This window comes from Sulfuricurvum sp. IAE1 (assembly GCF_004347735.1).
In the GTDB taxonomy this organism is placed as follows: domain Bacteria; phylum Campylobacterota; class Campylobacteria; order Campylobacterales; family Sulfurimonadaceae; genus Sulfuricurvum.
Genome location: NZ_SLTI01000013.1, coordinates 57779 through 76935 on the forward strand (window position 1 = coordinate 57779; position 19157 = coordinate 76935).

18 protein-coding genes and 1 tRNA gene are annotated in these 19157 nt (G+C 53.4%); 8 read left to right on the forward strand and 11 right to left on the reverse strand.

The annotated features are described in order from the left end of the window. Window positions 1-59 precede the first annotated feature (59 nt). The 4 genes from E0765_RS02865 to E0765_RS02885 are packed head-to-tail and all read left to right on the forward strand — an operon-like array spanning window position 60 to window position 2852. Complete coding sequence (locus tag E0765_RS02865) at window positions 60-368, forward strand: hypothetical protein (RefSeq protein WP_132811723.1); 309 nt, start codon at window positions 60-62, stop codon at window positions 366-368. Further along, the gene (locus E0765_RS02875) at window positions 344-1291 is read left to right on the forward strand and encodes a DUF309 domain-containing protein (RefSeq protein ID WP_188109917.1); all 948 of its coding nucleotides are present in this window, start codon (window positions 344-346) and stop codon (window positions 1289-1291) included. Before E0765_RS02865 ends, E0765_RS02875 begins: the two co-directional genes overlap by 25 nt. Before the next feature lie 11 nt (window positions 1292-1302). Then, entirely contained in the window at window positions 1303-2151 is an 849-nt protein-coding gene (locus E0765_RS02880; protein ID WP_132811724.1) for a mechanosensitive ion channel family protein, read from the forward strand. Continuing rightward, window positions 2148-2852 carry a DUF481 domain-containing protein gene (locus tag E0765_RS02885; protein WP_132811725.1) on the forward strand — a complete coding sequence of 235 codons (705 nt, stop codon included), beginning with the start codon at window positions 2148-2150 and terminating at the stop codon, window positions 2850-2852. The genes E0765_RS02880 and E0765_RS02885 overlap by 4 nt, the downstream gene beginning before the upstream one ends. Here the strand turns inward: E0765_RS02885 and E0765_RS02890 are convergent. From E0765_RS02890 to E0765_RS02915, 6 genes are all read right to left on the reverse strand, one after another. Next, window positions 2849-3943, reverse strand: coding sequence for an MFS transporter (locus tag E0765_RS02890; protein ID WP_132811726.1), 1095 nt, complete (start codon window positions 3941-3943; stop codon window positions 2849-2851). The genes E0765_RS02885 and E0765_RS02890 overlap by 4 nt on opposite strands. Further along, entirely contained in the window at window positions 3943-4452 is a 510-nt protein-coding gene (locus E0765_RS02895; protein WP_165921635.1) for an RDD family protein, read from the reverse strand. Before E0765_RS02895 ends, E0765_RS02890 begins: the two co-directional genes overlap by 1 nt. Before the next feature lie 279 nt (window positions 4453-4731). Beyond that, a complete protein-coding gene (locus tag E0765_RS02900; protein ID WP_132811728.1) occupies window positions 4732-6573 on the reverse strand; it encodes a flagellar hook-basal body complex protein in 1842 nt (613 codons plus the stop codon). A gap of 50 nt (window positions 6574-6623) precedes the next feature. Further along, the gene (locus E0765_RS02905; protein WP_132811729.1) at window positions 6624-7973 is read right to left on the reverse strand and encodes a flagellar hook-basal body complex protein; all 1350 of its coding nucleotides are present in this window, start codon (window positions 7971-7973) and stop codon (window positions 6624-6626) included. 9 nt (window positions 7974-7982) lie between these two features. After that, the gene (locus E0765_RS02910) at window positions 7983-8660 is read right to left on the reverse strand and encodes a flagellar hook capping FlgD N-terminal domain-containing protein (RefSeq protein WP_132811730.1); all 678 of its coding nucleotides are present in this window, start codon (window positions 8658-8660) and stop codon (window positions 7983-7985) included. A 15-nt stretch (window positions 8661-8675) separates the two neighbouring features. Continuing rightward, window positions 8676-10106 carry a flagellar hook-length control protein FliK gene (locus E0765_RS02915; protein ID WP_132811731.1) on the reverse strand — a complete coding sequence of 477 codons (1431 nt, stop codon included), beginning with the start codon at window positions 10104-10106 and terminating at the stop codon, window positions 8676-8678. Between the two features lie 189 nt (window positions 10107-10295). Between E0765_RS02915 and typA the strand changes: the two genes are divergently transcribed. After that, window positions 10296-12098 carry a translational GTPase TypA gene (typA, locus tag E0765_RS02920; protein WP_132811732.1) on the forward strand — a complete coding sequence of 601 codons (1803 nt, stop codon included), beginning with the start codon at window positions 10296-10298 and terminating at the stop codon, window positions 12096-12098. 51 nt (window positions 12099-12149) lie between these two features. On the opposite strand, the gene E0765_RS02925 is transcribed toward typA, so the two are convergent. Continuing rightward, entirely contained in the window at window positions 12150-13370 is a 1221-nt protein-coding gene (locus E0765_RS02925) for an NAD(P)/FAD-dependent oxidoreductase (protein ID WP_132811733.1), read from the reverse strand. A 30-nt stretch (window positions 13371-13400) separates the two neighbouring features. Further along, window positions 13401-14501: a deoxyguanosinetriphosphate triphosphohydrolase gene (locus E0765_RS02930; protein ID WP_132811734.1), complete on the reverse strand. Its 1101-nt coding sequence runs from the start codon at window positions 14499-14501 to the stop codon at window positions 13401-13403. A gap of 195 nt (window positions 14502-14696) precedes the next feature. Between E0765_RS02930 and E0765_RS02935 the strand changes: the two genes are divergently transcribed. Then, window positions 14697-14784: transfer RNA gene (locus E0765_RS02935), tRNA-Ser, on the forward strand. A gap of 53 nt (window positions 14785-14837) precedes the next feature. On the opposite strand, the gene E0765_RS02940 is transcribed toward E0765_RS02935, so the two are convergent. From E0765_RS02940 to E0765_RS02950, 3 genes are read right to left on the reverse strand one after another with little or no spacing between them, the layout of a single operon-like run. Beyond that, window positions 14838-15773, reverse strand: coding sequence for a site-specific integrase (locus tag E0765_RS02940; protein WP_165921636.1), 936 nt, complete (start codon window positions 15771-15773; stop codon window positions 14838-14840). Then, the gene (locus E0765_RS02945) at window positions 15736-16173 is read right to left on the reverse strand and encodes a helix-turn-helix domain-containing protein (RefSeq protein WP_132811736.1); all 438 of its coding nucleotides are present in this window, start codon (window positions 16171-16173) and stop codon (window positions 15736-15738) included. The genes E0765_RS02940 and E0765_RS02945 overlap by 38 nt, the downstream gene beginning before the upstream one ends. Further along, entirely contained in the window at window positions 16161-17555 is a 1395-nt protein-coding gene (locus E0765_RS02950; protein WP_132811737.1) for a hypothetical protein, read from the reverse strand. Before E0765_RS02950 ends, E0765_RS02945 begins: the two co-directional genes overlap by 13 nt. A gap of 746 nt (window positions 17556-18301) precedes the next feature. On the opposite strand from E0765_RS02950, the gene E0765_RS02955 reads away from it, so the two are divergent. Further along, window positions 18302-18706 (forward strand): PH domain-containing protein, encoded by a 405-nt coding sequence (locus tag E0765_RS02955; RefSeq protein WP_132811738.1) that lies wholly within the window; start codon window positions 18302-18304, stop codon window positions 18704-18706. A gap of 47 nt (window positions 18707-18753) precedes the next feature. Further along, the gene (locus tag E0765_RS02960; RefSeq protein ID WP_132811739.1) at window positions 18754-19104 is read left to right on the forward strand and encodes a hypothetical protein; all 351 of its coding nucleotides are present in this window, start codon (window positions 18754-18756) and stop codon (window positions 19102-19104) included. Window positions 19105-19157 lie beyond the last annotated feature (53 nt).

The window sequence follows — 19157 nt, forward strand, 5'->3', positions numbered from 1 at the left end:
AAGGCTAAAGCGCCGATTGCTTCGATACACTTTCGCACAATCACAATACGGACGGGGAAATGGTGGATCTGAACGTCGACGAATGGACGCAGGAAGAGTTTCTGCGCAACAAAAAAGAGCTCGAAGCGCAGGGGATCAAAGTGCTGCTGATCGATACGATCCTCAACCCCATCGACGGCATCGAAACGACTCTCTATGCCCCGCCCCTGCTGAAAAACGAGGAGCCGGGGAGCGTTTTCGTCTTTTACTGCGATACGGGGAAATCGTCCAAAGAGCGGCTGGCGGAATTTCGCACCAAATTTCCCGATCACGTCTGCATCAGTCTGCGGGGAGGACGAGGGTATTGGCGCAAACATCTGAGGGTATAACGCAGGCGTTTGGGGCGTTTGCCCTTGCCCTTGCCCAGGGGCGGTATTATGAAGCCCACGAGGAGCTCGAGATATTGTGGTATCCCCGCCGCTTCGAAGACGATGACGAGATACGTTTCTGGAAAGGGTGTATCAACGCCGCGGTCAGTTTCGAGCTGATCAAGCGGGGGCGCCCCTTCCCCTCGCGCAAAGCGTGGGGGACGTACCTCAAATACCGGGGGTGTCTTGAGCGCCTTGTTACCCCCCGTAAAGAACTCTACGTTAGAATTACGCAAACCATAGACCAACACCGGAGCTTCATGATGTCCGAATTTTTAAAAGCGATGGAATTCCGTCACGCCTGCAAGCGTTTCGATACCCAAAAAAAGATCCCCTCCGAGCAGTTTGATTCGATCCTCGAAGTGGCCCGCCTCTCCCCCTCGTCTTTCGGGATGGAGCCGTGGCGGCTGATCGTGGTGCGCAACCCTTCGTTGCGCAAGGCGCTCAAGCCCTCGTGCTGGAACCAAAGCCAGATCGTCGAGGCGAGTGAACTGGTTATTTTCACGACCGATGATGATTCGGTGCGCAGCGGGACTCCTTATGTCCGTAAAATGTTCAACCGCCGCGGACTCGACGAAGAGGCGGTGAATACCTACATGAACGTCTACAAAAACTACCTGGAGCCGATCGAATGCGACGAAGCGCTGCTGCGTAACTGGACCGCCAAGCAGTGCTATATCGCCTGCGCCAACATGATGACCTATGCGGCGACCCTGGGGATCGACAGCTGTCCGATCGAGGGATTCGACCGCGAAGAGATCGAAGCGATACTCGACCTTGATGAAGGGCGCAGCGTGGCGCTCATCTGCGCGTTCGGCTATCGGGTGAACCCGCAGGGCGAGCACAAACGGCTTGATCCGGGACAGATCGTCGAATACCGTTAAGCGAGGATAGCATGCTGAAAAAAATCGAGCACGTCGAGGACAAAGTGGGGTATTACACCGACCTGGCCCTGAGTTACGCGACCGAGTACGGCCTTAAACTCCTCGGGGCGCTGGCGATCTTTTTCATCGGGAAATGGATTGTCCGAAAAATCGTGATGCTGATGCGCCGCGCGATGGAGCGTTCCCGCGTCGACGAGACGCTGATCAGTTTTGCGGGGAATGCCCTGAGCGTTGCGCTGATGATCGCCGTTATCGTGGCGGCGGCCAGCAACCTCGGGATCAATACCACCTCGTTCGTCGCCGTATTCGGTGCGGCGGGTCTTGCGATCGGCCTCGCGCTCAAAGACACCCTCTCCAATGTCGGTGCGGCGGTGCTGATCATCTTTTTCCGGCCGTTCAAGGTGGGGGATTTTATCGAGACGGCGGGAGTAATGGGGACGGTCAAGACGATCAACCTCTTTTCGACGACGCTGACGACGACCGACAACCGTTCCATCATCATCCCAAACGGAGCGCTGATTTCGGGGAATATCATCAACTACACGGGCAACGAGACGCGGCGGATCGACATGGTGTTCGATATCGACTACAAAGACGACCTCAAACTCGCCAAAACGGTTATCCTTGAAATCCTCGAAGCTCATCCCAAGGTGCTTCAAGAGCCTGAACCGCTGGTCGCGGTAGGTGCCCTGGCCCAGAATTCGGTTCAAATCGTCGCCCGTCCGTGGGTCCATGTGGACGACTACTGGAATACGATGTTCGAGGTGACCGAAGCGGTCAAGGAGGCGTTTGACCGCAACCGGATCACCGTGCCGTTTCCGCAGATGGTGACCCACGTCGTGCAAGAAGGGGAGAAATGATCCGAAAAGCGCTCTGCAGCGTGCTGTGCGCGTCGGCCCTGTCCGCAAACGACGGCAAGGTCGTGACCCACAGCGAATTTTCCTACATCAATACCAAAGGGAACACCGACACCACGTCGCTGGCGTTCGAGGGAAATGCGAAAACGTCGGTAGGGGTCCATGTCTTCCGTGCCCACGTCGACGCTTACCGTTCCAGCGACAGCGGCCAGACGTCGAAGGACAAATGGTCGAGCGAGCTCAACTACGATTACCGCCTCTGCCCCAGAGTTTCGCTCAACTATCTCGCCGGATACAAGCAAGACCGTTTCAGCGGGTTCGATTACCAGCTCTACACCGGACCCGGTATCGGGGTAAAGCCGCTGGACGAGAGTGCGCATACCCTCGATTTGCAGGCGAACGTCCTCTACGGCCGGGACAAGCCCGAAAACCTCCCCGAAGACGATTATTTTTCAAGTAAACTGGGGGCGATCTACCGCTGGAAGGTACAGGAGAACCTCAAATTCATCCAGGAAGCGACGTACAGGATCAATCTCGAAGACACCCGCTACAGTTTCTTTTACAGCAAAAGCGCGATCGAGACCAAAATCAACTCTTCCCTCTCGATGGGGGTCAGCTATAAAATCGACTACGTCAACACCCCGCCCCCGCCGTCGAAAAATACCGACCGGACGTTTCTGGCGTCGTTGATTATCGATTATTAAAGAGGTCGGTAGCGTTTAAACGCCGCGGCGGCACCCAGTGCCGCGGCCGCACCTCCCACGAACAGCAGCGAGGGCGTATACTGGTACAGAACTCCCGCTCCAAGCGCCCCCACGAATCCCCCAAGACCGTAGGATATCCCGAAAAAGAATTGCTGAGCGAGGCGGCGGGCGCTGTAGAGATGAAAGAGCAGCGCGATCGCCGAAGAGTGAAAAAGGGCGAAGCTGAACGCGTGAAGCACCTGTGACGCGTAGAGCATGGCGACGTTGCCCGGAAAAAGGGCGACGATCAGCCAGCGCAGCGCCGTAACCGATGCGGTGAGAACGAGCAGCCGATGGAGATTTCCGCGCAGCAGGGGGCCTTGGAAGTAGAACATGACAATTTCGGCGATCACGCCGAAACTCCACAGCCATACCGTCGTCTGGAGGCTGACGCCGTGATCGGTCGCGTAAATCGTGAAAAAATTGTAAAACGGGCCGAAGCTCACCTGCATCAGGAAAAACCCGATCCACAGCATCCGGTGTTCCCCGATGCCGAATCGGCATCGCTCATCAGTGCATTCGGAAGATCGGGCATGACGCTGCCGCAGCCCGATGAGCGCGCCCAAACCAACGGCGACCCATGCCGCGGCTACCAGGAAAGCGACCCCGACGTAGGGCCCGGTAAGGTATTCGACGAGGAGCAACGACACGGCGATAAAGCCGATGGAGCCGAAAAGACGGATGCGCCCGTAGCGCTCTTTCCCGATCGATTCGAGGGCGATCACCTCGATGTAGGGGAGGACGAGGGCCAGGCCGATCCCAAAGAGGATGTTTACGCTCAAAAGAGGCCAGAAGGACTCCAGCGCGGGGTAGAATCCGCTCGCCGATCCCCCCATCAGGGCAAGGGCGGTGAAAAAGGTGCGCTGGTCGAGGCGGAATCCGCGCAGGAACAAAAACGGAAGGGCAAACCGCACCAGCGGCGCGGCGGCGAAAACGGTGCCGATCTGGATCGGGTCGTAGCCGACCTGGGAGAGGATTTTGGGGATAAAAATGATGTGTACGCCGACCAGGGCGAAGTAGATGAAATAAAACGCGGCGACGAGCGGTGCCATCACGATTCGCGGATGACCGCAGTGCCGCTGAGGAGATCGTGCAGCGCCCGTGCGTCTTTACGCAAGAGTCCCACGAAAAAGCCGACCAGGGTGAGTGCCGATACGAAATAGCCGACGAAGCGGAGGGTCAGTTTCCAGTAGGGGGCGTTTTGCAGCGTCCGCGCGTCCACGACGCGGATGCGTGCCATTTTTTTGCCCGGCGTTTGGCCGCTTCGGTGCCAGAACCATACGTAGGCAACCAAAAACAGGCCGATCTGCAGCGCCGATGCGACCGGATCGGGTGGATTGGTGCGGGCTTTGGGATCTCCGACGATCACATCCAGGCCGCCGGCCGTGTGCATCTGGTCGTACCCGAAAAAGGCGGTGACGAGCAATGAGATCGGGAGCCCGATCATGAATATATCGGTGAAGAACCCGAGTGCGCGCGATCTGAAAGGAGCATACACGGTTTCCGGTGTTTCGGATCGGGTCGGAAGCCGTTTTTTCTTTTTGGGTGTTTGCCGTCGCATGGGGAAATTGTAGCGCATGCCAGATTAAAAACAGGCGTTATTACTATTCGTTTACTAAGTTGGTTCATAATGTCACTGATCCCGATTGACGGCAGCAAGTCAAAGGGGAGTTTTTTTCATTCATCACTCACTCCTTAAGTTTCAAAGCATCCCCGGCCTTCGGTGGCCGCGGGCCTTTTCCCGCTTTTCTCACAAACAATGAACAAAACCGTGTTATAAATCTGTTAATGTAGGCGTTCCCCCGTTCCCGTAGGAAAACGGGAGACTTAGAAGATGTTATTAACGTTTGAGGCCGATGAGGGTTTCAAGCAGGGTATCGGAAGTCGTAATTGTTTTACCGTTTGCCTGGTAACCGCGCTGGATGATGATGAGCTGCGTCAACGCCTTGGAAAGATCCACGTTGGAAGCTTCGAGGGCCGAAGACTGCATGAAGCCCCGTCCCGCCGTCGCCGCCGTACCGATGATCGGGTCGCCCGAGTTGGCCGACTGGAGGTAGACGTTTCCGCCGTCGCTTACCAGACCTTCGTTGTTGGAGAACTTGGCCATACCGATCTGTGCCAGACCGAACGAGCGTCCGTTGGTGAAGCTTCCCACAAGCGTACCGCTCTGGTCGATGCGGATCCCGACGAGGTCACCCCCTGGGTAACCGTCCTGGCTGATACCGCTGGTCCCCGAATCGTTGTCGAAACTGGTGATCCCGTCATACGCTCCAAGCGTTCCGAAGTTGAGGGTAACCTGCTGGTTCGCCGCCGCCCCGTTGTTCGGCGAGAAGTCGATGCTGGGGATGTTATAGGTGGAGAGGGCCCCGTTGCTGTCGAACGTAATGACCCCTCCTTCAAGGATGTTCAGGTACGGTGCGGTCGCCCCGCTCAGCGATCCGGGAACCGGGACGGTGACGTTATAGCGCCAGTCGGTAAATCCGGTAGTGGTGTTGATCGAATCTTTACGGAAGTTGATCGTCACGGTGTGTTTACCCCCCAGCGAGTCGTAGACGTCGATACTGGTCGCATGGGTAGCGGTGTTGATCGGCTGGGACTGTTTGACCGACGTACCGACCGGCAGGGCTCCCGCCATGGTCGCGAACGTTTCGGTGAAGCGCTGGTTTTCGATCGTGTTGGCGTCGACGATCGGATCGACTTCGATGGCGAGCGCCGTACCCGCGGTGTTGCGCAGGACGAATTTTCCCTGGTCGTTGACTTCGACGGTAGAACCGGCTGACGTCGCCTGGGCAAACGTTTGCAACGCGGCACGCAGATCGGCGACGGTGTTGAAATAATAAGTGTCGTTGGCATTCAGCGGGAGAGCGCCCCCGGCGACAAGCCCGGCTGCGGGAGAACCGTCGGTGTAGCGGAAATCGCGGACGGTCGCACCGCCGTCAAACGAGATCGTGACCCCCTGTCCGCCGCCGGCAAAAGTGGTGGCACTGGCGGAGGTGAGCTGGAACGCTTCGCCGTTGCCGTTGAACATGATCCCCATGTCCTCGGCGTCGGCTGCGGGGACGGTACGTCCGTCGGCTGTGGTGATCGCACCGGTCGAGTCGATCTGGTACGTCGGGTTGTACTGGTCGACGATGGCGCTGGAACTGAGGTTGGCCTTGACGACGATCTCGCTACTCGCAAACGCCGGCGTTGTCAGACCCGAGGGGATACGGATGTTGGTGATCGGCGCGGTCGAGTCGACCAGTCCGGTGTCTTCGTCGCGGAGCCATCCCTGGACGATGAACCCGTTGTTGTCGACGAAATTGCCCGACGCGTCGAATTTGAAGTCACCCGAACGGGTATATTTATACGTGTTTCCGCCGTCGGCCGAGACGATGAAGAATCCGTCCCCCTGGATCGCGACGTCGGTATTTTTGTCGGTATTCTGGATAGAACCCTGCGAGTGGATGCGGGTGATCGAGCTGACCGTCGTCCCCAACCCTACCTGAACGGCGTTTTTACCCCCCAGATCCCCCTGCGGAGCGGTAGCGATCTGGTTGGTCTGAGCCAGCAGATCCGAAAAGTTGGCGCGGGAGTATTTGTACCCGATCGTATTGACGTTGGCGATGTTGTTCGACTCCACGTCCATGGCAATCTGATGCGACTGCAACCCGGTGACGCCTGAGAAAAGTGACTTCAGCATGGTATGTCCTTTATGACAAAGTAAATTAACTAAGCAAAAAACGTGCCAGTTTATTTGCGCATCGAGAGCGCTTTTTGGATCATCTCATCGACGGTGGTGATCGTTTTGGCATTGGCCTGATAGGCGCGCTGCATGATGATCATATCGGTCAGACCGACGTCGAGGCGGACGTTGGAGTTTTCCAGCATATTGCTGTAAATCGTCGCCCCCGGGATGGCGTTTCCATCGGCGTCGGTCCAGAAAAACGGGTCTCCGCTGTTGGAACTTTTGGTAAAGAGGGTATCCCCGGCGCGTTCGAGCCCCTGGTCGTTTTGGAAATGGTACACCGCTACCCGTCCCAGCGCACTCTGGCGGCCGTTGGAAAATTCGGCGCTGACGATGCCGTTGATGTTGACGCCGTATTTGGTGAGGACTCCGCCCGATACCCCGTCCGCCGAGCCGCGACCCCAGAACTCGTTTCCTTCGATCGACACGAGCCCTTCGAAACCGGTTCCCACATCGATCGCGACGGTTGCGCCGTCGTTGTTTACCGAGGGAATCGTAAAACTTGCCAGTCCTCCGGACGCGTCGAAGACGGCCTGTCCGGTTTGAGTATCGTAGACGGTGTCGCCGTCGTTTGAAGTGACGGTCGCCACCACGTCCCAGGTGAGGCCGTCCCAGGGGACGATGATATTGCCGCTTGCGTCGGTTTCGACGTGCTGTTCAAAAGTGAGTTTCAATCGGTTGATTTCGTTGTTGGGGCTGATGACGTCCGAACTGATGGAGCGGATTGCGTTTTCACGCCCCAGGTTTCCTTTGAACTCCGCCAGGGTGGAGGGCTCGACAGGATAGGCGAGTTTGGCGGGGAGTTCGAGTATCCCCTGCGCCCCGACCGCATTGTACGCGACTTCGTCGGCAGGCTCGCGGATGAGGTACGCTCCCGTATCGTTATCTCCGTAATCGAATCCTTCCACGTAGTCGTAATTGGTCAGCATCGTTCCCGTCACGTAATACCCCTGGGTCGTGGTGAGGCGGGCGACCGATGAATTGGGATCATTGGGGTTTTTGAGTACCGTGTCGAAAGTGAAATTTCCCGCACGGGTATAATAGGTATTATTGTTGGCCATGACGCCGAACCAGCCGTTTCCGCCGATGGCGAGGTCGCTGAAACGGTCGGTCGGGAGGAGCGAGCCGCTTTGGGTGATCATCCCGGTGGCCTGTAGTCGCGACCCCGTTCCGATGTCGTTGGAAGTGGGTGTGTTCCCGGCGCTGGAAACGACGTTCGAGAAGAGTTCGGCAAATTCGGAGGTGACCCCGCGAAAGCCGACCGTATTCACGTTGGCAATATTGTCCGAGACGATATCAAGGCCGTACTGGTGGCTCATGATCCCCGAGAGGCCGGTGTAATATCCCTGCGTCATGCTGCGGCCTTAAATATCGGTGACTTCGACGATTTTGCTGAAATCGACGTAGTTGGAGCCGAGCTTGGCGTACGTGGTTCCGTCTTCGTAGCGGATAGACTGGATCGGATAGATTCCCACCCGGCTGGTTCCGGTGGTTCCGTCAGCCGCGGTATAGGGCGCTTCGACGTAATAGATCCCCGCATCCTTGACGACGCCGCTGTTGTCGGTTCCGTCCCAGGTGTACTGCGCGATCCCTTTGGACGTTTCGTCGATGGGGACGCTTTTGACGATGTTCCCCGCGCTGTCGAGGATGTTGAATTTACCGCCCATGATATCGACCGGAAAGTACAGCTCGAACGTCGCGTCTTCCCCTTCTTCGAGGACGACGGCATTACTGCCGGTATCGGCCAGTTTGCCGATCGCCGAGAGGCCGGTATACTGCATGGAAGCGGTCAGGGCCGATGCCAGCTTTTCAAGCGAATCGTTCGTATTCTGGCTTGCTTCGAGAGTTGCGAGCTGCGACGTTTGCTGAAGGATCTGCTCGGTGTCCATCGGGGAGGTGGGATCCTGGTACTGCAGTTCGAGGAGCAGGAGCTTTAGAAAATCGTCTTTACCCAGTTTACTTTTGTCTTCAGGGGCCGCTTTGGCCGAGTTGTCCGCGTAAGCGACTCCGTTGGTGTAGTTTCCGAATGCGTCGATAGCCATTGTGTTCTCCTTGCGTCACGCGTAATGCGGGATGATGATTTCCAGAGCGCTGAGCTGCTCATCGTTTAGTTCGAGATCTTCGAACGACTCGTAGGCACGGTATGCTTCACGGGAGTTGTGACGCTGTTGGTGCTCCTGCGGATTGTGCGAATCGCCGCCGCCCATGAAGTTCATGGTCGCGTTGGTAATCCCCTGGTGGGCCAGCTGGGCTTTGAGTTCGGCGGCGTTGTGGGCGAGGAACGCGACGCTGCCGGCGTTGTTGGACTGGATGTTAACGTGGACGTTATTGCCGCGCTGCACCAGCGTCACTTCCACTTCCCCGAGTTTTTCGGGATTGAGCTTCATCGAAAGGCGGGTGAAGGGGGGCTTGTAGTTTTCGACCGCTTCTTTGAGATCGGCGGCGAAATGGCGCATGCTCTGCTGCGCCTCCTTGGCTTTTACTTCCAGTGAATCGGCTTTGGGTGCCGCTGCGGTTTTCGGCGCGTCGAGCTCGACGCCGGAAATTCCGTTTTTGTGGGTAGGGGCGTCGTTGCCTCCCTGCGATTCGCCCTGCAGCAGGGTGATCAGGGAATCGGTTTTGGTCGTTGCGGCCGACGCCGCATCGTTTTTAGGCGTGTCGTTCTTGGGGGTGTCGACGTTCAGCGTGCTTTGTGCCGTTTCCCGTTTTTCGATCCCCTGGAGGAGTGTTTTGAGCGGCTGTTCGGAAGGTTTGACCTCCTCCGAACGCGCTGTTTCGTCCCCTTTAAGAGGGTTGGGCGATTTGGCCTCTTTTTTCTCTTTGTTTTTCAGTTCGCTGATGAGTTGCGTCAGCGTTTCGATGGGAGAGGTTTCTTCGACCGGGCCTGCCGCTGCGAGCTGCGCCACCGCTTTGGTCTCCAGCAGCGGCTTGGAGAGCAGTTCGGGCGTCGGGAGGGTTTCGGGTTCGCTTTGGATGGAGGCAAACGTGATTTTTTCGGGTTCAAGTCCCAGTTTCTGAGCCATCTGGATCAGCCCCGCCAGACTTTTGGGGAGGTTTTCGGGCGCTTTTTGATACTCGGGGCTTTTGGCCGTAATCTCTTTTTTGAGGTACTCTTTGGCCTGGGCAACGAGGTTGCGGAGCTGGTCATTCGAGAGAGACCGGGTCAGTTCGGCCGAGATGAGATGCTCCGCACCCTCTTCTCCCATCCCTTTGAGGAGGGTCTGAAGTTCGCCCAATCCGGCGTTTTTAACGGTATTCGCCTTGGGCGCTTCGGCGGAGCGGACAATGCCGTTTTTGGGATCGATGAGCGCTTTGAATTCGTTTGCCGAAGCGTTTGCGGTCCCTTTCTCTCCGATTTTGGAAGGCATTCCCAGCGACGAGAGGAGTTTTGAAAAGACCGAATTGCGGGTGTCTTCCCCTTTGCCGCCGCCCCCGAGGAGGTCGATCAGCGAGGCGTTCCCTTTCGTCTCTTTGCTGTGTATGATCATAAAACGATCCTTTGGCGCGATAAGGAGGCACCCTGCGCGCACGATTCTATGTGATACGGCAATTAAGCAAAAGTCATTCCATAAAAAGAGGAGATTTGATCCGGAGAAGAGTTTAAATCCCTTAACATATCCTTAAAATAAAAAAAGATATAATTCGCAAAAATCTTTGCGCCTAACCAAAGGACACCCATGCAAAAAATTCGTAACATCGCCGTCATCGCCCACGTTGACCACGGTAAAACGACCCTAGTCGACGGTCTGCTCAAACAGTCCGGAACGTTCGGAAGCCACGAACAAGTCAATGAACGGGCGATGGACTCCAACGCCCTCGAAAAAGAGCGCGGGATCACCATCCTCTCGAAAAACACCGCGATCCGCTACGGCGACCACAAGATCAACATCATCGATACTCCGGGCCACGCCGACTTCGGCGGCGAGGTTGAGCGGGTTTTGAAAATGGTCGATGGTGCGCTGCTTCTCGTTGACGCCTACGAAGGGGTTATGCCCCAGACGAAATTCGTCGTTAAAAAGATGCTCGGCCTCGGGATCAAACCGATCGTCGTCATCAATAAAATCGATAAACCTTCCGCCGATCCCGAGCGCGTCGTCGATGAAGTATTCGACCTGTTCGTCGCGATGGACGCGACCGAAGACCAGCTCGATTTCCCGATCATCTACGCCGCGGCGCGTGACGGTATCGCGAAGCTCGACATGTCCGAGCCTGACGGTGATTTCACCTGTATGTTCAACACGATCCTCGAAAAAGTCCCCGAGCCGACCGGTGATGCGGAAAACCCGACGCAGTTGCAGGTTTTCACCCTCGACTACGACAACTACGTCGGTAAAATCGGGATCGCCCGTATCTTCAACGGTAAGATTGCCAAAGGGGACAACGTTCTTCTGGCCAAAGCCGACGGAGAACTGGTGAAGGGGAAAATCTCCAAACTGATCGGATTCCTCGGACTCAACCGGATGGAGATCCAGCAGGCCGAAGCGGGCGACATCGTTGCGATCGCGGGCCTTGAAACGGTCGACGTCGGGGACACCGTCTGTGATCCCAACAACCCGATGCCGCTCGACCCGATGCACATCGAAGAGCCGACCCTGACCGTCGTTTTCTCGGTCAACGATTCTCCGCTGGCGGGAACCGAAGGAAAACACGTTACTTCCAACAAGATCAAAGAGCGTTTGGACGCCGAAATGCAGACGAACGTCGCGATGCGTTACGAGACGATCGGCGAAGGGAAGTTCAAAGTCTCCGGACGGGGTGAGCTGCAGATCACGATCCTCGCCGAAAACATGCGCCGTGAGAACTACGAGTTCGGTATCGGCCGTCCCGAAGTCATCGTTAAAGAGATCGAAGGGGTCAAATGCGAGCCGTTCGAGCACCTCGTCATCGACGTACCCGAAGAGTTCAGCGGTACCGTTATCGAGCGTCTGGGGCGCCGCAAGGCCGAGATGAAAGCGATGGTTCCGATGGGTGAGGGCTTTACCCGTATCGAGTTCGAAATCCCCGCGCGCGGCCTGATCGGTTTCCGCGGACAGTTCCTCACCGATACCAAAGGGGAAGGGGTCATGAACCACTCGTTCCTCGAATTCCGCCCTTACAGCGGGACGGTCGAGAGCCGTCCGTACGGTGCGCTCATTTCGATGGAAGACGGTGTCGCCCTGGCGTACTCGCTCTTCAACCTTCAAGATCGCGGTGTCCTGTTCGTCGCTCCGCAGGCGAAAGTGTACAAAGGGATGATTATCGGCGAGCACAGCCGCAGCAACGACCTCGACGTCAACCCGATCAAAGGGAAAGCGCAGTCAAACGTCCGCTCATCCGGTGCGGACGAAGCGATCAAACTCGTTCCGCCGCGCGAGATGAACCTTGAGCGTGCGCTCGAGTGGATCGAAGACGACGAACTCCTCGAAGTCACGCCGCAGAACATCCGTATCCGCAAACGCTACCTCGACATCAACGAGCGTAAACGCCACGCGAGACAGTAACTCTCTTCGCTTCCGGTTTCCCCGATGCCGGGGAGACCTTTCCCTTTTTCCCTATTTTGCCATCTCTTTTCCCGCAATCATCCCGCTCGCCCACGCGAAATGGAAATTGAATCCCCCTCTTCGACCGACGATATCGAGTACTTCTCCCGCAAAATAGAGCCCTTCTACCATTTTCGATTCCATCGTTTTGGGATTGACCTGCGCCGTGGAGACCCCGCCGCCGCTGACTTCGGCATGTTTGAACCCGTGGGTGTCGGTGACGTCGAAACGCCAGTCGCCGATGAGATGGGCGAGCTGCTTGATTTGTTTGGGGTTCAAAGCCGAAACGGGTGTCGAAAGGGCGATTCGCGCGTCTTCGAGGAGATAGGTGACGAGTTTGGCGGGGAGTAAGCCGTACAGGGCATTTTGGACGTTTTGTGCCGGGACGGCGGCAAACAGTTTTTCGATCGCCTCGGCGAGTTCGTGACGCTCAAACCGGGGCAGAAGATTGAGCGCGATACTTACACGCCGTTTGCGGCTAAGGGCGTATGAGCCCCTCTGGCTGATATCAAGAATTGCGAGTCCCGAAATGCCGTACGAGGTGAAGAGAATGTCTCCGGTGATGCGGGCATCGCTTTTGCCGTCGATGACGAGCGTTACTTCCGCGACAGTTTTTACCCCCGCCATTTTCGGGGCGTGCTTGGAACTTAGATGGAATTGTACGAGGCTGGGATAGGTGGGAATGACCTCGTGCCCGAAAGCTTTGGCCAGTGTATGGCCGTCTGCCGTTGCCCCCAGTTGGGGTGCCGCTTCGGAGCCGGTCGCGATGAGAACTTTATCATAACGTTGTCGGCCCGCAGCGGAGGTGACGACAAAGCCGCTTTCCTCTTTGGATATCGCCGTTACCGCACTCTCGGTAAGGATGAGGGCCCCTGCGCCGGTAACCGCGCTTTTGAGGGCGATCAGAACCGATTTGGCCTCATTGGAGAGGGGGTAGCACCGTCCGTCTTCACGGACGTCGAGGAGGAGCCCCAGCGAAAGGCAGAGCTTCTCGAAATAGCCAAACGAGAGCTGTTTGAGCGCGTACGTGACGAACGAGGGGTCTTCTCCCGCGTAATCGGCCGCGGAAGCCGTCGTATTGATGATATTGCAGCGTCCGTTCCCCGAGGCGAGGATCTTTTTGCCTACGCTGCCGTTGTGCTCGTAAACGGTGACTGCCGCGCCGCCGCGTGCGGCAAAGAGCGCCGCCATCAGTCCGCTCGCACCGCCGCCGATAATTGCTATGGTATTCATGGGGCGTATTGTACCACTCTCAAGAAGTGCTTATCCCTCGCGCCCGTAGAGTTCGTTGAAAAGTTCCATCGCGTAGCGGTCCGACATTCCGGCGATGTAATCGGCGATAACGCGGTGTTTGTTCCGGAGGTCGAGCTGTTTGAGATAATAGGGAGGGAGCATCTTGGGCTCTTCCATCAGTGCCTCGAACACCCCCTTGATCGCCTGTTTCCCCGCAAACATCTTGCGCATGATGTTTTTGTGCTGGTAGAGCTCTTGGTAGAGGAGCTTTTTGAGTTTTTTGATCTGCGTCTCAAGGGCGGGCTCAAATCCGATCGGGATCGGTTCGGACGCGGGAATAACGGAGGCCAACACGCGGGAGTTGTCGATTTTACCCCGCGAATGCTCGAGGAGCGAGTAGACGAGGTGGTTGATGAGATGGGAACTGAAACGGTAGCGGAACATCTCGTCTTCGTGTTCGTGGACCCCTTCGGCATGGACTTTTTCCAAAACGGTCTGGATCAGCTCGCTCGAGCGGAGGGTATCGAACCCGATCAGCCCCGAGGCGACCCCGTCGTCGATGTCGTGGCTGATGTAGGCGATCTCATCGGCACGGTCGACGATCATCGCTTCGATGCTGGGATGGGTGTCGAGGGCAAACGCCTCGCGCACGCTCTGCGGCAAAAACGGCTTGTTATAAGGGTAAGAGTGTTTGAGGATCCCCTCGAGCGTCGCGTAGGTGAGGTTGAGCCCCAAAAACGCCTTGTAACGCTGTTCGAGTTTCGTGACGACGCGGAAGCTCTGGAAGTTGTGCTCGAAGCCGTTGGCAAACCCCCTCTCCTTAAGGCACTCATCGAGGGTATCCCCCCCGATATGCCCAAACGGCGTATGTCCCAGGTCGTGGGAGAGCGCGATGCTCTCGGCCAGCGATTCCTCCAGCCCCAGATGCGAGGCGATGGAGCGGGCGATCTGGCTTACTTCGATGCTGTGGGTGAGGCGGGTGCGGAAAAAATCCCCCTGTGAATTGAGAAACACCTGCGTTTTGTATTCGAGGCGGCGGAAACTGCCCGAATGGATGATCCGGTCACGGTCGCGGGCATAGGGGGAGCGGAAGTCGTCGCTGATGGAGAAAAAACGTTCGTCGGGTCTCACGATGAGCCTTTTGCAAGAAAGTGTGCTAATTATAAGATTTTTTACACAAAATTAACACTTCTTTTTTACAATGACGGTTCGATTCTCCTTCGAAAAGTTATAGCGGGAACGTCGGTAACGGCGCTTCCCCTAAGCTTTGTCTTTTCATTCTACACCCTTTTTAAGCTAAATCGGATATAATTTCACTCTTCCTATAGACAGGTGGCCGAGTGGTCGAAGGCGCACGCCTGGAACGCGTGTGTAGGGCAACCTACCGAGAGTTCGAATCTCTTCCTGTCTGCCAGTTAAATTCCCTATCCAGCGTACTTTCAAAGACTCAAAAAACTTCCGGTGACATTATAGTGCCATAGCATTGACACCATAAATATCTATCGATTTGTTAAACGGCTTTCTCTCGGCTGATATATTCCTTGTATAACGTTCAAACAACATTTGCGGTGTTGAATGCCCCAAGATCGCAGCAATCTCGTTAACGCTGTACTGACCGCTCATCAAAAGATTCGTAGCGCATGTATGCCGCATTTCGTACATACGGCGATACGTCAACCCACACTCTTTAAGAATGTCCGTCCATTGGTTTAGGCCGATAGTCGTATAGTCATAAAAAGTTTGGCCGTATCGATTTACGAATACGTACTCTTTATCACCGTTCAACCGTCGCTGATCTTCGAGGAACGGAAGCAAGCTATCCATTATCGGAACGTAGCGGATACTGCTTTGCGTTTTGGGTGATCCTTCAATACCCATTGAAATGGAAGCGCAAACGTAGATTTCCCGTTTGTCGAAATTTACATTTTCCCATTTAAGGGCGATGATCTCTCCGACCCGCATCCCCGTCATAAATCCCAATGCCAAATAGTTTTTAAACCATCCGTTTGCCGTTTCCAGGAGGAGTTTAACCTCATGGGGCATAAACGGAACCACATCGGGCTTTTTGACTTTCAAAGTATCCAGAGCATCCATAGGATTTCTGCCGATTTCTTCATCATGGAGAGCTTTTTGGAAAATGCCCCGCAAAACGCTTTGATAATCTTTGACAGTCTTGGCCGATAAACGTTTTAAAAGATCATTTCGCCATTTTTCAATCTGTGAGACTTTTAAATCCTTGATCGCGTTGTCGCCGAAAAAAGGAAGAATCACGTTCTCAATAATAGACGAGTAACGCTCATGTGTCTTTGGGGCGGTAATCTGCCGTTTGGACTCCATGAACACTTCAGCGTAATAGCGTACCGTTTTAAGACGCTCTTTTCGGAGTGTCACTTGTCCCGTCATAATTCCCATTTTTAGTTGGGGAATCAGGTCTTTTTCGACCTTTTTGACGTTGCTCGCCGTCCACTCCAAACCCGTGGATTTCCTGACTCTCGCTCCATTGACGAATAAGTCTATCCACACCCGATTGTTTTTTTTGAATACTGACATTGTTTGACTCCTTGGATTCCTCCCAAAGCCAAGTATCCAGACGCTCTTTTGCAAAAAGTATTTTACCAGCTTTGTCCGAATAGTGAACTCCGAGAATAAATGTTTGATCGGCGATTTTGTGTCGCACCGTATGGGGGGAAAGCCGCAGGTATTCCGCCGCCTCTTCTACCGTCATTAAGGGACGAACTGTCCCGATGATGAGTGCTTTGAGTTCGTCGAAATCTTCTTTGGTAATCAGGTCTATTTGTGCCATAGTTCCAATTCCTTTTGCCCCGCTCTTCGACGTTCTTTCTCCATGTTGACCGCTTGGGTGTGTTTGACGATGAGAGCAATATCCTGATCCTCTTTAGAGAGTTCCTGATGCAATGCCTTGGCAAGCAGTTCCGCCAGTTCGTTTAGTTCTGTATCGCCGATGTGTTCGAGCGACTTGGGCAGAGTGGGAACGGCGGTAAAATTGCGGGTCAGCAGATAATTGAGTTTGCCGCTTTGGTAGACGATGGGGATAAACGGCTTAACCCGTTTTTTGGCCTTATGGGTCAACCATAATTGCGATTCGTGCAATACTTCCCGTACTTCGTCTTGATTGATAGTTACTGAGTGTTCGACGTACTTTTCAACCAGCGTTCTGAACTCTTCGATAAAGTCGTTTGCGGTAAGCTCTTTGGGGGCGTACTCTATACGTTCGAGAGGGACGGTTTTTTGCTCGATCGCATTGAAACGGTACGATTGAGCTAGATAATCCCATAAAGGATGATTGGCACTCTTACTTCCGCTTTCAAAAACGGCTACGATGTCTATTAGACGCACTTGCTCCATGAATTTTTGAAAAAGCATTTCGGCATTGGTAAGCAGATCATCCAACGTGCTGATTTTGTACTGCTTGAGATAATCGCGGTGCAGTTCAATTTCAAAGTTCCACAACGGATTTTTAAATTCGATTCCGTGCTGTTCAAGATACATTTTCAAAAAATAGAACTTGCCCGTCGAGGTATCGGTTTCGGCGAATTTATCATAGACGCGCAGCCGAGCGGGAGGCTTGCCGACGTAGAGGGTTTCGTACCGCTTCTTATTGCCGATGATTTGTTTAAAAGAGCGTTTACGGGTAACGATGCATTGAGGCTCGATCAGGCTTCCCAGATCGTACTGGCAAAAGATATTGAGGTCGGCACGGGTGATAAAGTAATTCGGGGTTGAAATATCTTTTAAAACCGTGTCGTTGACGTATTCGAGCAAACGAACCACACCCAAAGCATAAATGCCCAGACCTTGGAGCTGTACCCGTATATCGTGAACGCCTTGATTCGTGGATGGGTCTTTGAACCCGACGCGCAAGGCTCCCGCTTCATCGCCGAAGAAGTAAAACCCCTGCTCTTTACCGAAATAGACGAAAGAAATGTCCGAGATCGAAATGTTTAGCGATCCTTTTGGGATGAACCCGCCGTGTTCTTCTCTAGCCTGCTCGACTTTGGAAAAGACCTCGTAGTGGAAGAACTCTTTATAGTCCGCGTTGGACTGAATGAAATAATAGACCGAATCGATCCCCGATGCGGTCGCAAAGTTGAAAGCCCCAAGAGGGGAAACGCCGTTTAATCCTTCATGCTCCGTTCCTAGTGGAGCAGTATTCGAAGTGTTCATTTTTAGCCCTTTATAGGGTTCCTAAAGCCGCGAGTATTTACCTATTTTTATTTCTAAGGGGGTATTACTAAATACCCCCTCATCATCCTAACGCCTCGATGACCTGATCGTGTTTAACGACCTCTTTGGCTCGTTGTTGCCCCCACGGTATAACCGTGGTGGTCTTTAAAAGGCAAAGCCCCGCCTACTCCCTGCATGGGGACATAGTCCCATGCAGGGGGGAATAACGGCGGGCGAATGAAATAACAATCGATAAAAGTGGTTCGGTATCTTATTTGTGCTTATCTTCTATCTGTGATAATCGGGGCGTATTCGGGGACTTATCGGTGCTCTGTGTCTGAAGTTGCGCTTCTCTGTAAACTCGACGAATCGAGAATCTCTGCGCTCGGGTGGGCGACTTTTTTTCGCTTTTATTGCCTATTCAATGCCGGTGAATCAATTTTCTTAATTACTTTACTATTTGACCTTGTAATGCGATTCCAAGAACCAGTAATTTTATTTGCCCGTTTGACCGGGTTGGGAAAAGTTTAGCGAATTGAGAAACTCATGTCAACTAAAATTCGCATTGAATGGAAAGGTGTGTTGAGGGGCTCGACTTGTTCGGGTCTAAGAGAACTTCATCATTGATGTTCACGGAGTTGTACTCTCGAATATTCGGCCAGTACGGATTTTTACCCTTTCCGGTAGATCCCTTGTAATTAAGTTTAACGTATGTATAATCTGACAAAAACGGGAGAACAGTTATTATGGCAAGTTATGTTGAAAGTACGTTAATAAGCGATGAACATATTATTTATAGAGGACAGATAAGTTTATGGTCTTTAGCTCCGTATTTTATTGTAGGTTTTTTATTAATTGCTTTTTACTTGATCGGATTGTTAATAATTGCATATGCTATTATCAAATACAAAACTACAGAGCTTGCGATAACAAACAAAAGAATAATTGCAAAATTTGGATGGATTAGCAGGTCTACCATCGAACTGAATATTAATAAGATCGAAAGTATTCAAGTTCAGCAAGGAATTCTGGGTCGCATACTTAATTTTGGGACATTGATCATATCTGGGGCAGGTAATCCACAAGCTCCGATTCCGAATATATCTAATCCAATGGAATTTCGTCGCGTTTATATGGGACTTCAAAAATAAGTTAGCAAGAGCACACTTTTATAAATTCATACATAATCGGAAATATCATGATAGATCTTATTCTTCAATCAGTTAAAGACCAACCAGCTTATGTCGCAATAGTTGCTACATTAATACTGACTATTTTTAAACAAACTCCATCGAAGCTTACTTTTTCAAGCATTCTTGGATCATACGGAATTATATTGTTTTTAATATTCATTATAATTTTACAGACTCAAGGTCAATTAAAACAAATAAATCAAACAAATGAAATGAAGTTAAAAATTGACCATTTAGAAAAGATACTTAAAGACAATAATCTGACTGTAACAGACCAAAATATTCAAGTAAAATATGAGTCTAAAATAAAAACAATTGAAGAATTGGACAAGATCAAGTTGTTACCAATATTTTAATATTCGAAATTTCTTGCACTTTTTCACTCGCTTGTTGTACCGACAACGTCAAT

Excerpts from the sequence above, each read along its gene's own strand:
- E0765_RS02865 (WP_132811723.1), top strand. The coding sequence starts at position 60 with ATGGTGGATCTGAACGTCGACGAATGGACGCAGGAAGAGTTTCTGCGC.
- E0765_RS02880 (WP_132811724.1), top strand. The coding sequence starts at position 1,303 with ATGCTGAAAAAAATCGAGCACGTCGAGGACAAAGTGGGGTATTACACC.
- E0765_RS02885 (WP_132811725.1), top strand. The coding sequence starts at position 2,148 with ATGATCCGAAAAGCGCTCTGCAGCGTGCTGTGCGCGTCGGCCCTGTCC.
- E0765_RS02890 (WP_132811726.1), bottom strand. The coding sequence starts at position 3,943 with ATGGCACCGCTCGTCGCCGCGTTTTATTTCATCTACTTCGCCCTGGTC.
- E0765_RS02895 (WP_165921635.1), bottom strand. The coding sequence starts at position 4,452 with ATGCGACGGCAAACACCCAAAAAGAAAAAACGGCTTCCGACCCGATCC.
- E0765_RS02900 (WP_132811728.1), bottom strand. The coding sequence starts at position 6,573 with ATGCTGAAGTCACTTTTCTCAGGCGTCACCGGGTTGCAGTCGCATCAG.
- E0765_RS02905 (WP_132811729.1), bottom strand. The coding sequence starts at position 7,973 with ATGACGCAGGGATATTACACCGGCCTCTCGGGGATCATGAGCCACCAG.
- E0765_RS02910 (WP_132811730.1), bottom strand. The coding sequence starts at position 8,660 with ATGGCTATCGACGCATTCGGAAACTACACCAACGGAGTCGCTTACGCG.
- E0765_RS02915 (WP_132811731.1), bottom strand. The coding sequence starts at position 10,106 with ATGATCATACACAGCAAAGAGACGAAAGGGAACGCCTCGCTGATCGAC.
- typA (WP_132811732.1), top strand. The coding sequence starts at position 10,296 with ATGCAAAAAATTCGTAACATCGCCGTCATCGCCCACGTTGACCACGGT.
- E0765_RS02925 (WP_132811733.1), bottom strand. The coding sequence starts at position 13,370 with ATGAATACCATAGCAATTATCGGCGGCGGTGCGAGCGGACTGATGGCG.
- E0765_RS02940 (WP_165921636.1), bottom strand. The coding sequence starts at position 15,773 with ATGACGGGACAAGTGACACTCCGAAAAGAGCGTCTTAAAACGGTACGC.
- E0765_RS02945 (WP_132811736.1), bottom strand. The coding sequence starts at position 16,173 with ATGGCACAAATAGACCTGATTACCAAAGAAGATTTCGACGAACTCAAA.
- E0765_RS02950 (WP_132811737.1), bottom strand. The coding sequence starts at position 17,555 with ATGAACACTTCGAATACTGCTCCACTAGGAACGGAGCATGAAGGATTA.
- E0765_RS02955 (WP_132811738.1), top strand. The coding sequence starts at position 18,302 with ATGGCAAGTTATGTTGAAAGTACGTTAATAAGCGATGAACATATTATT.
- E0765_RS02960 (WP_132811739.1), top strand. The coding sequence starts at position 18,754 with ATGATAGATCTTATTCTTCAATCAGTTAAAGACCAACCAGCTTATGTC.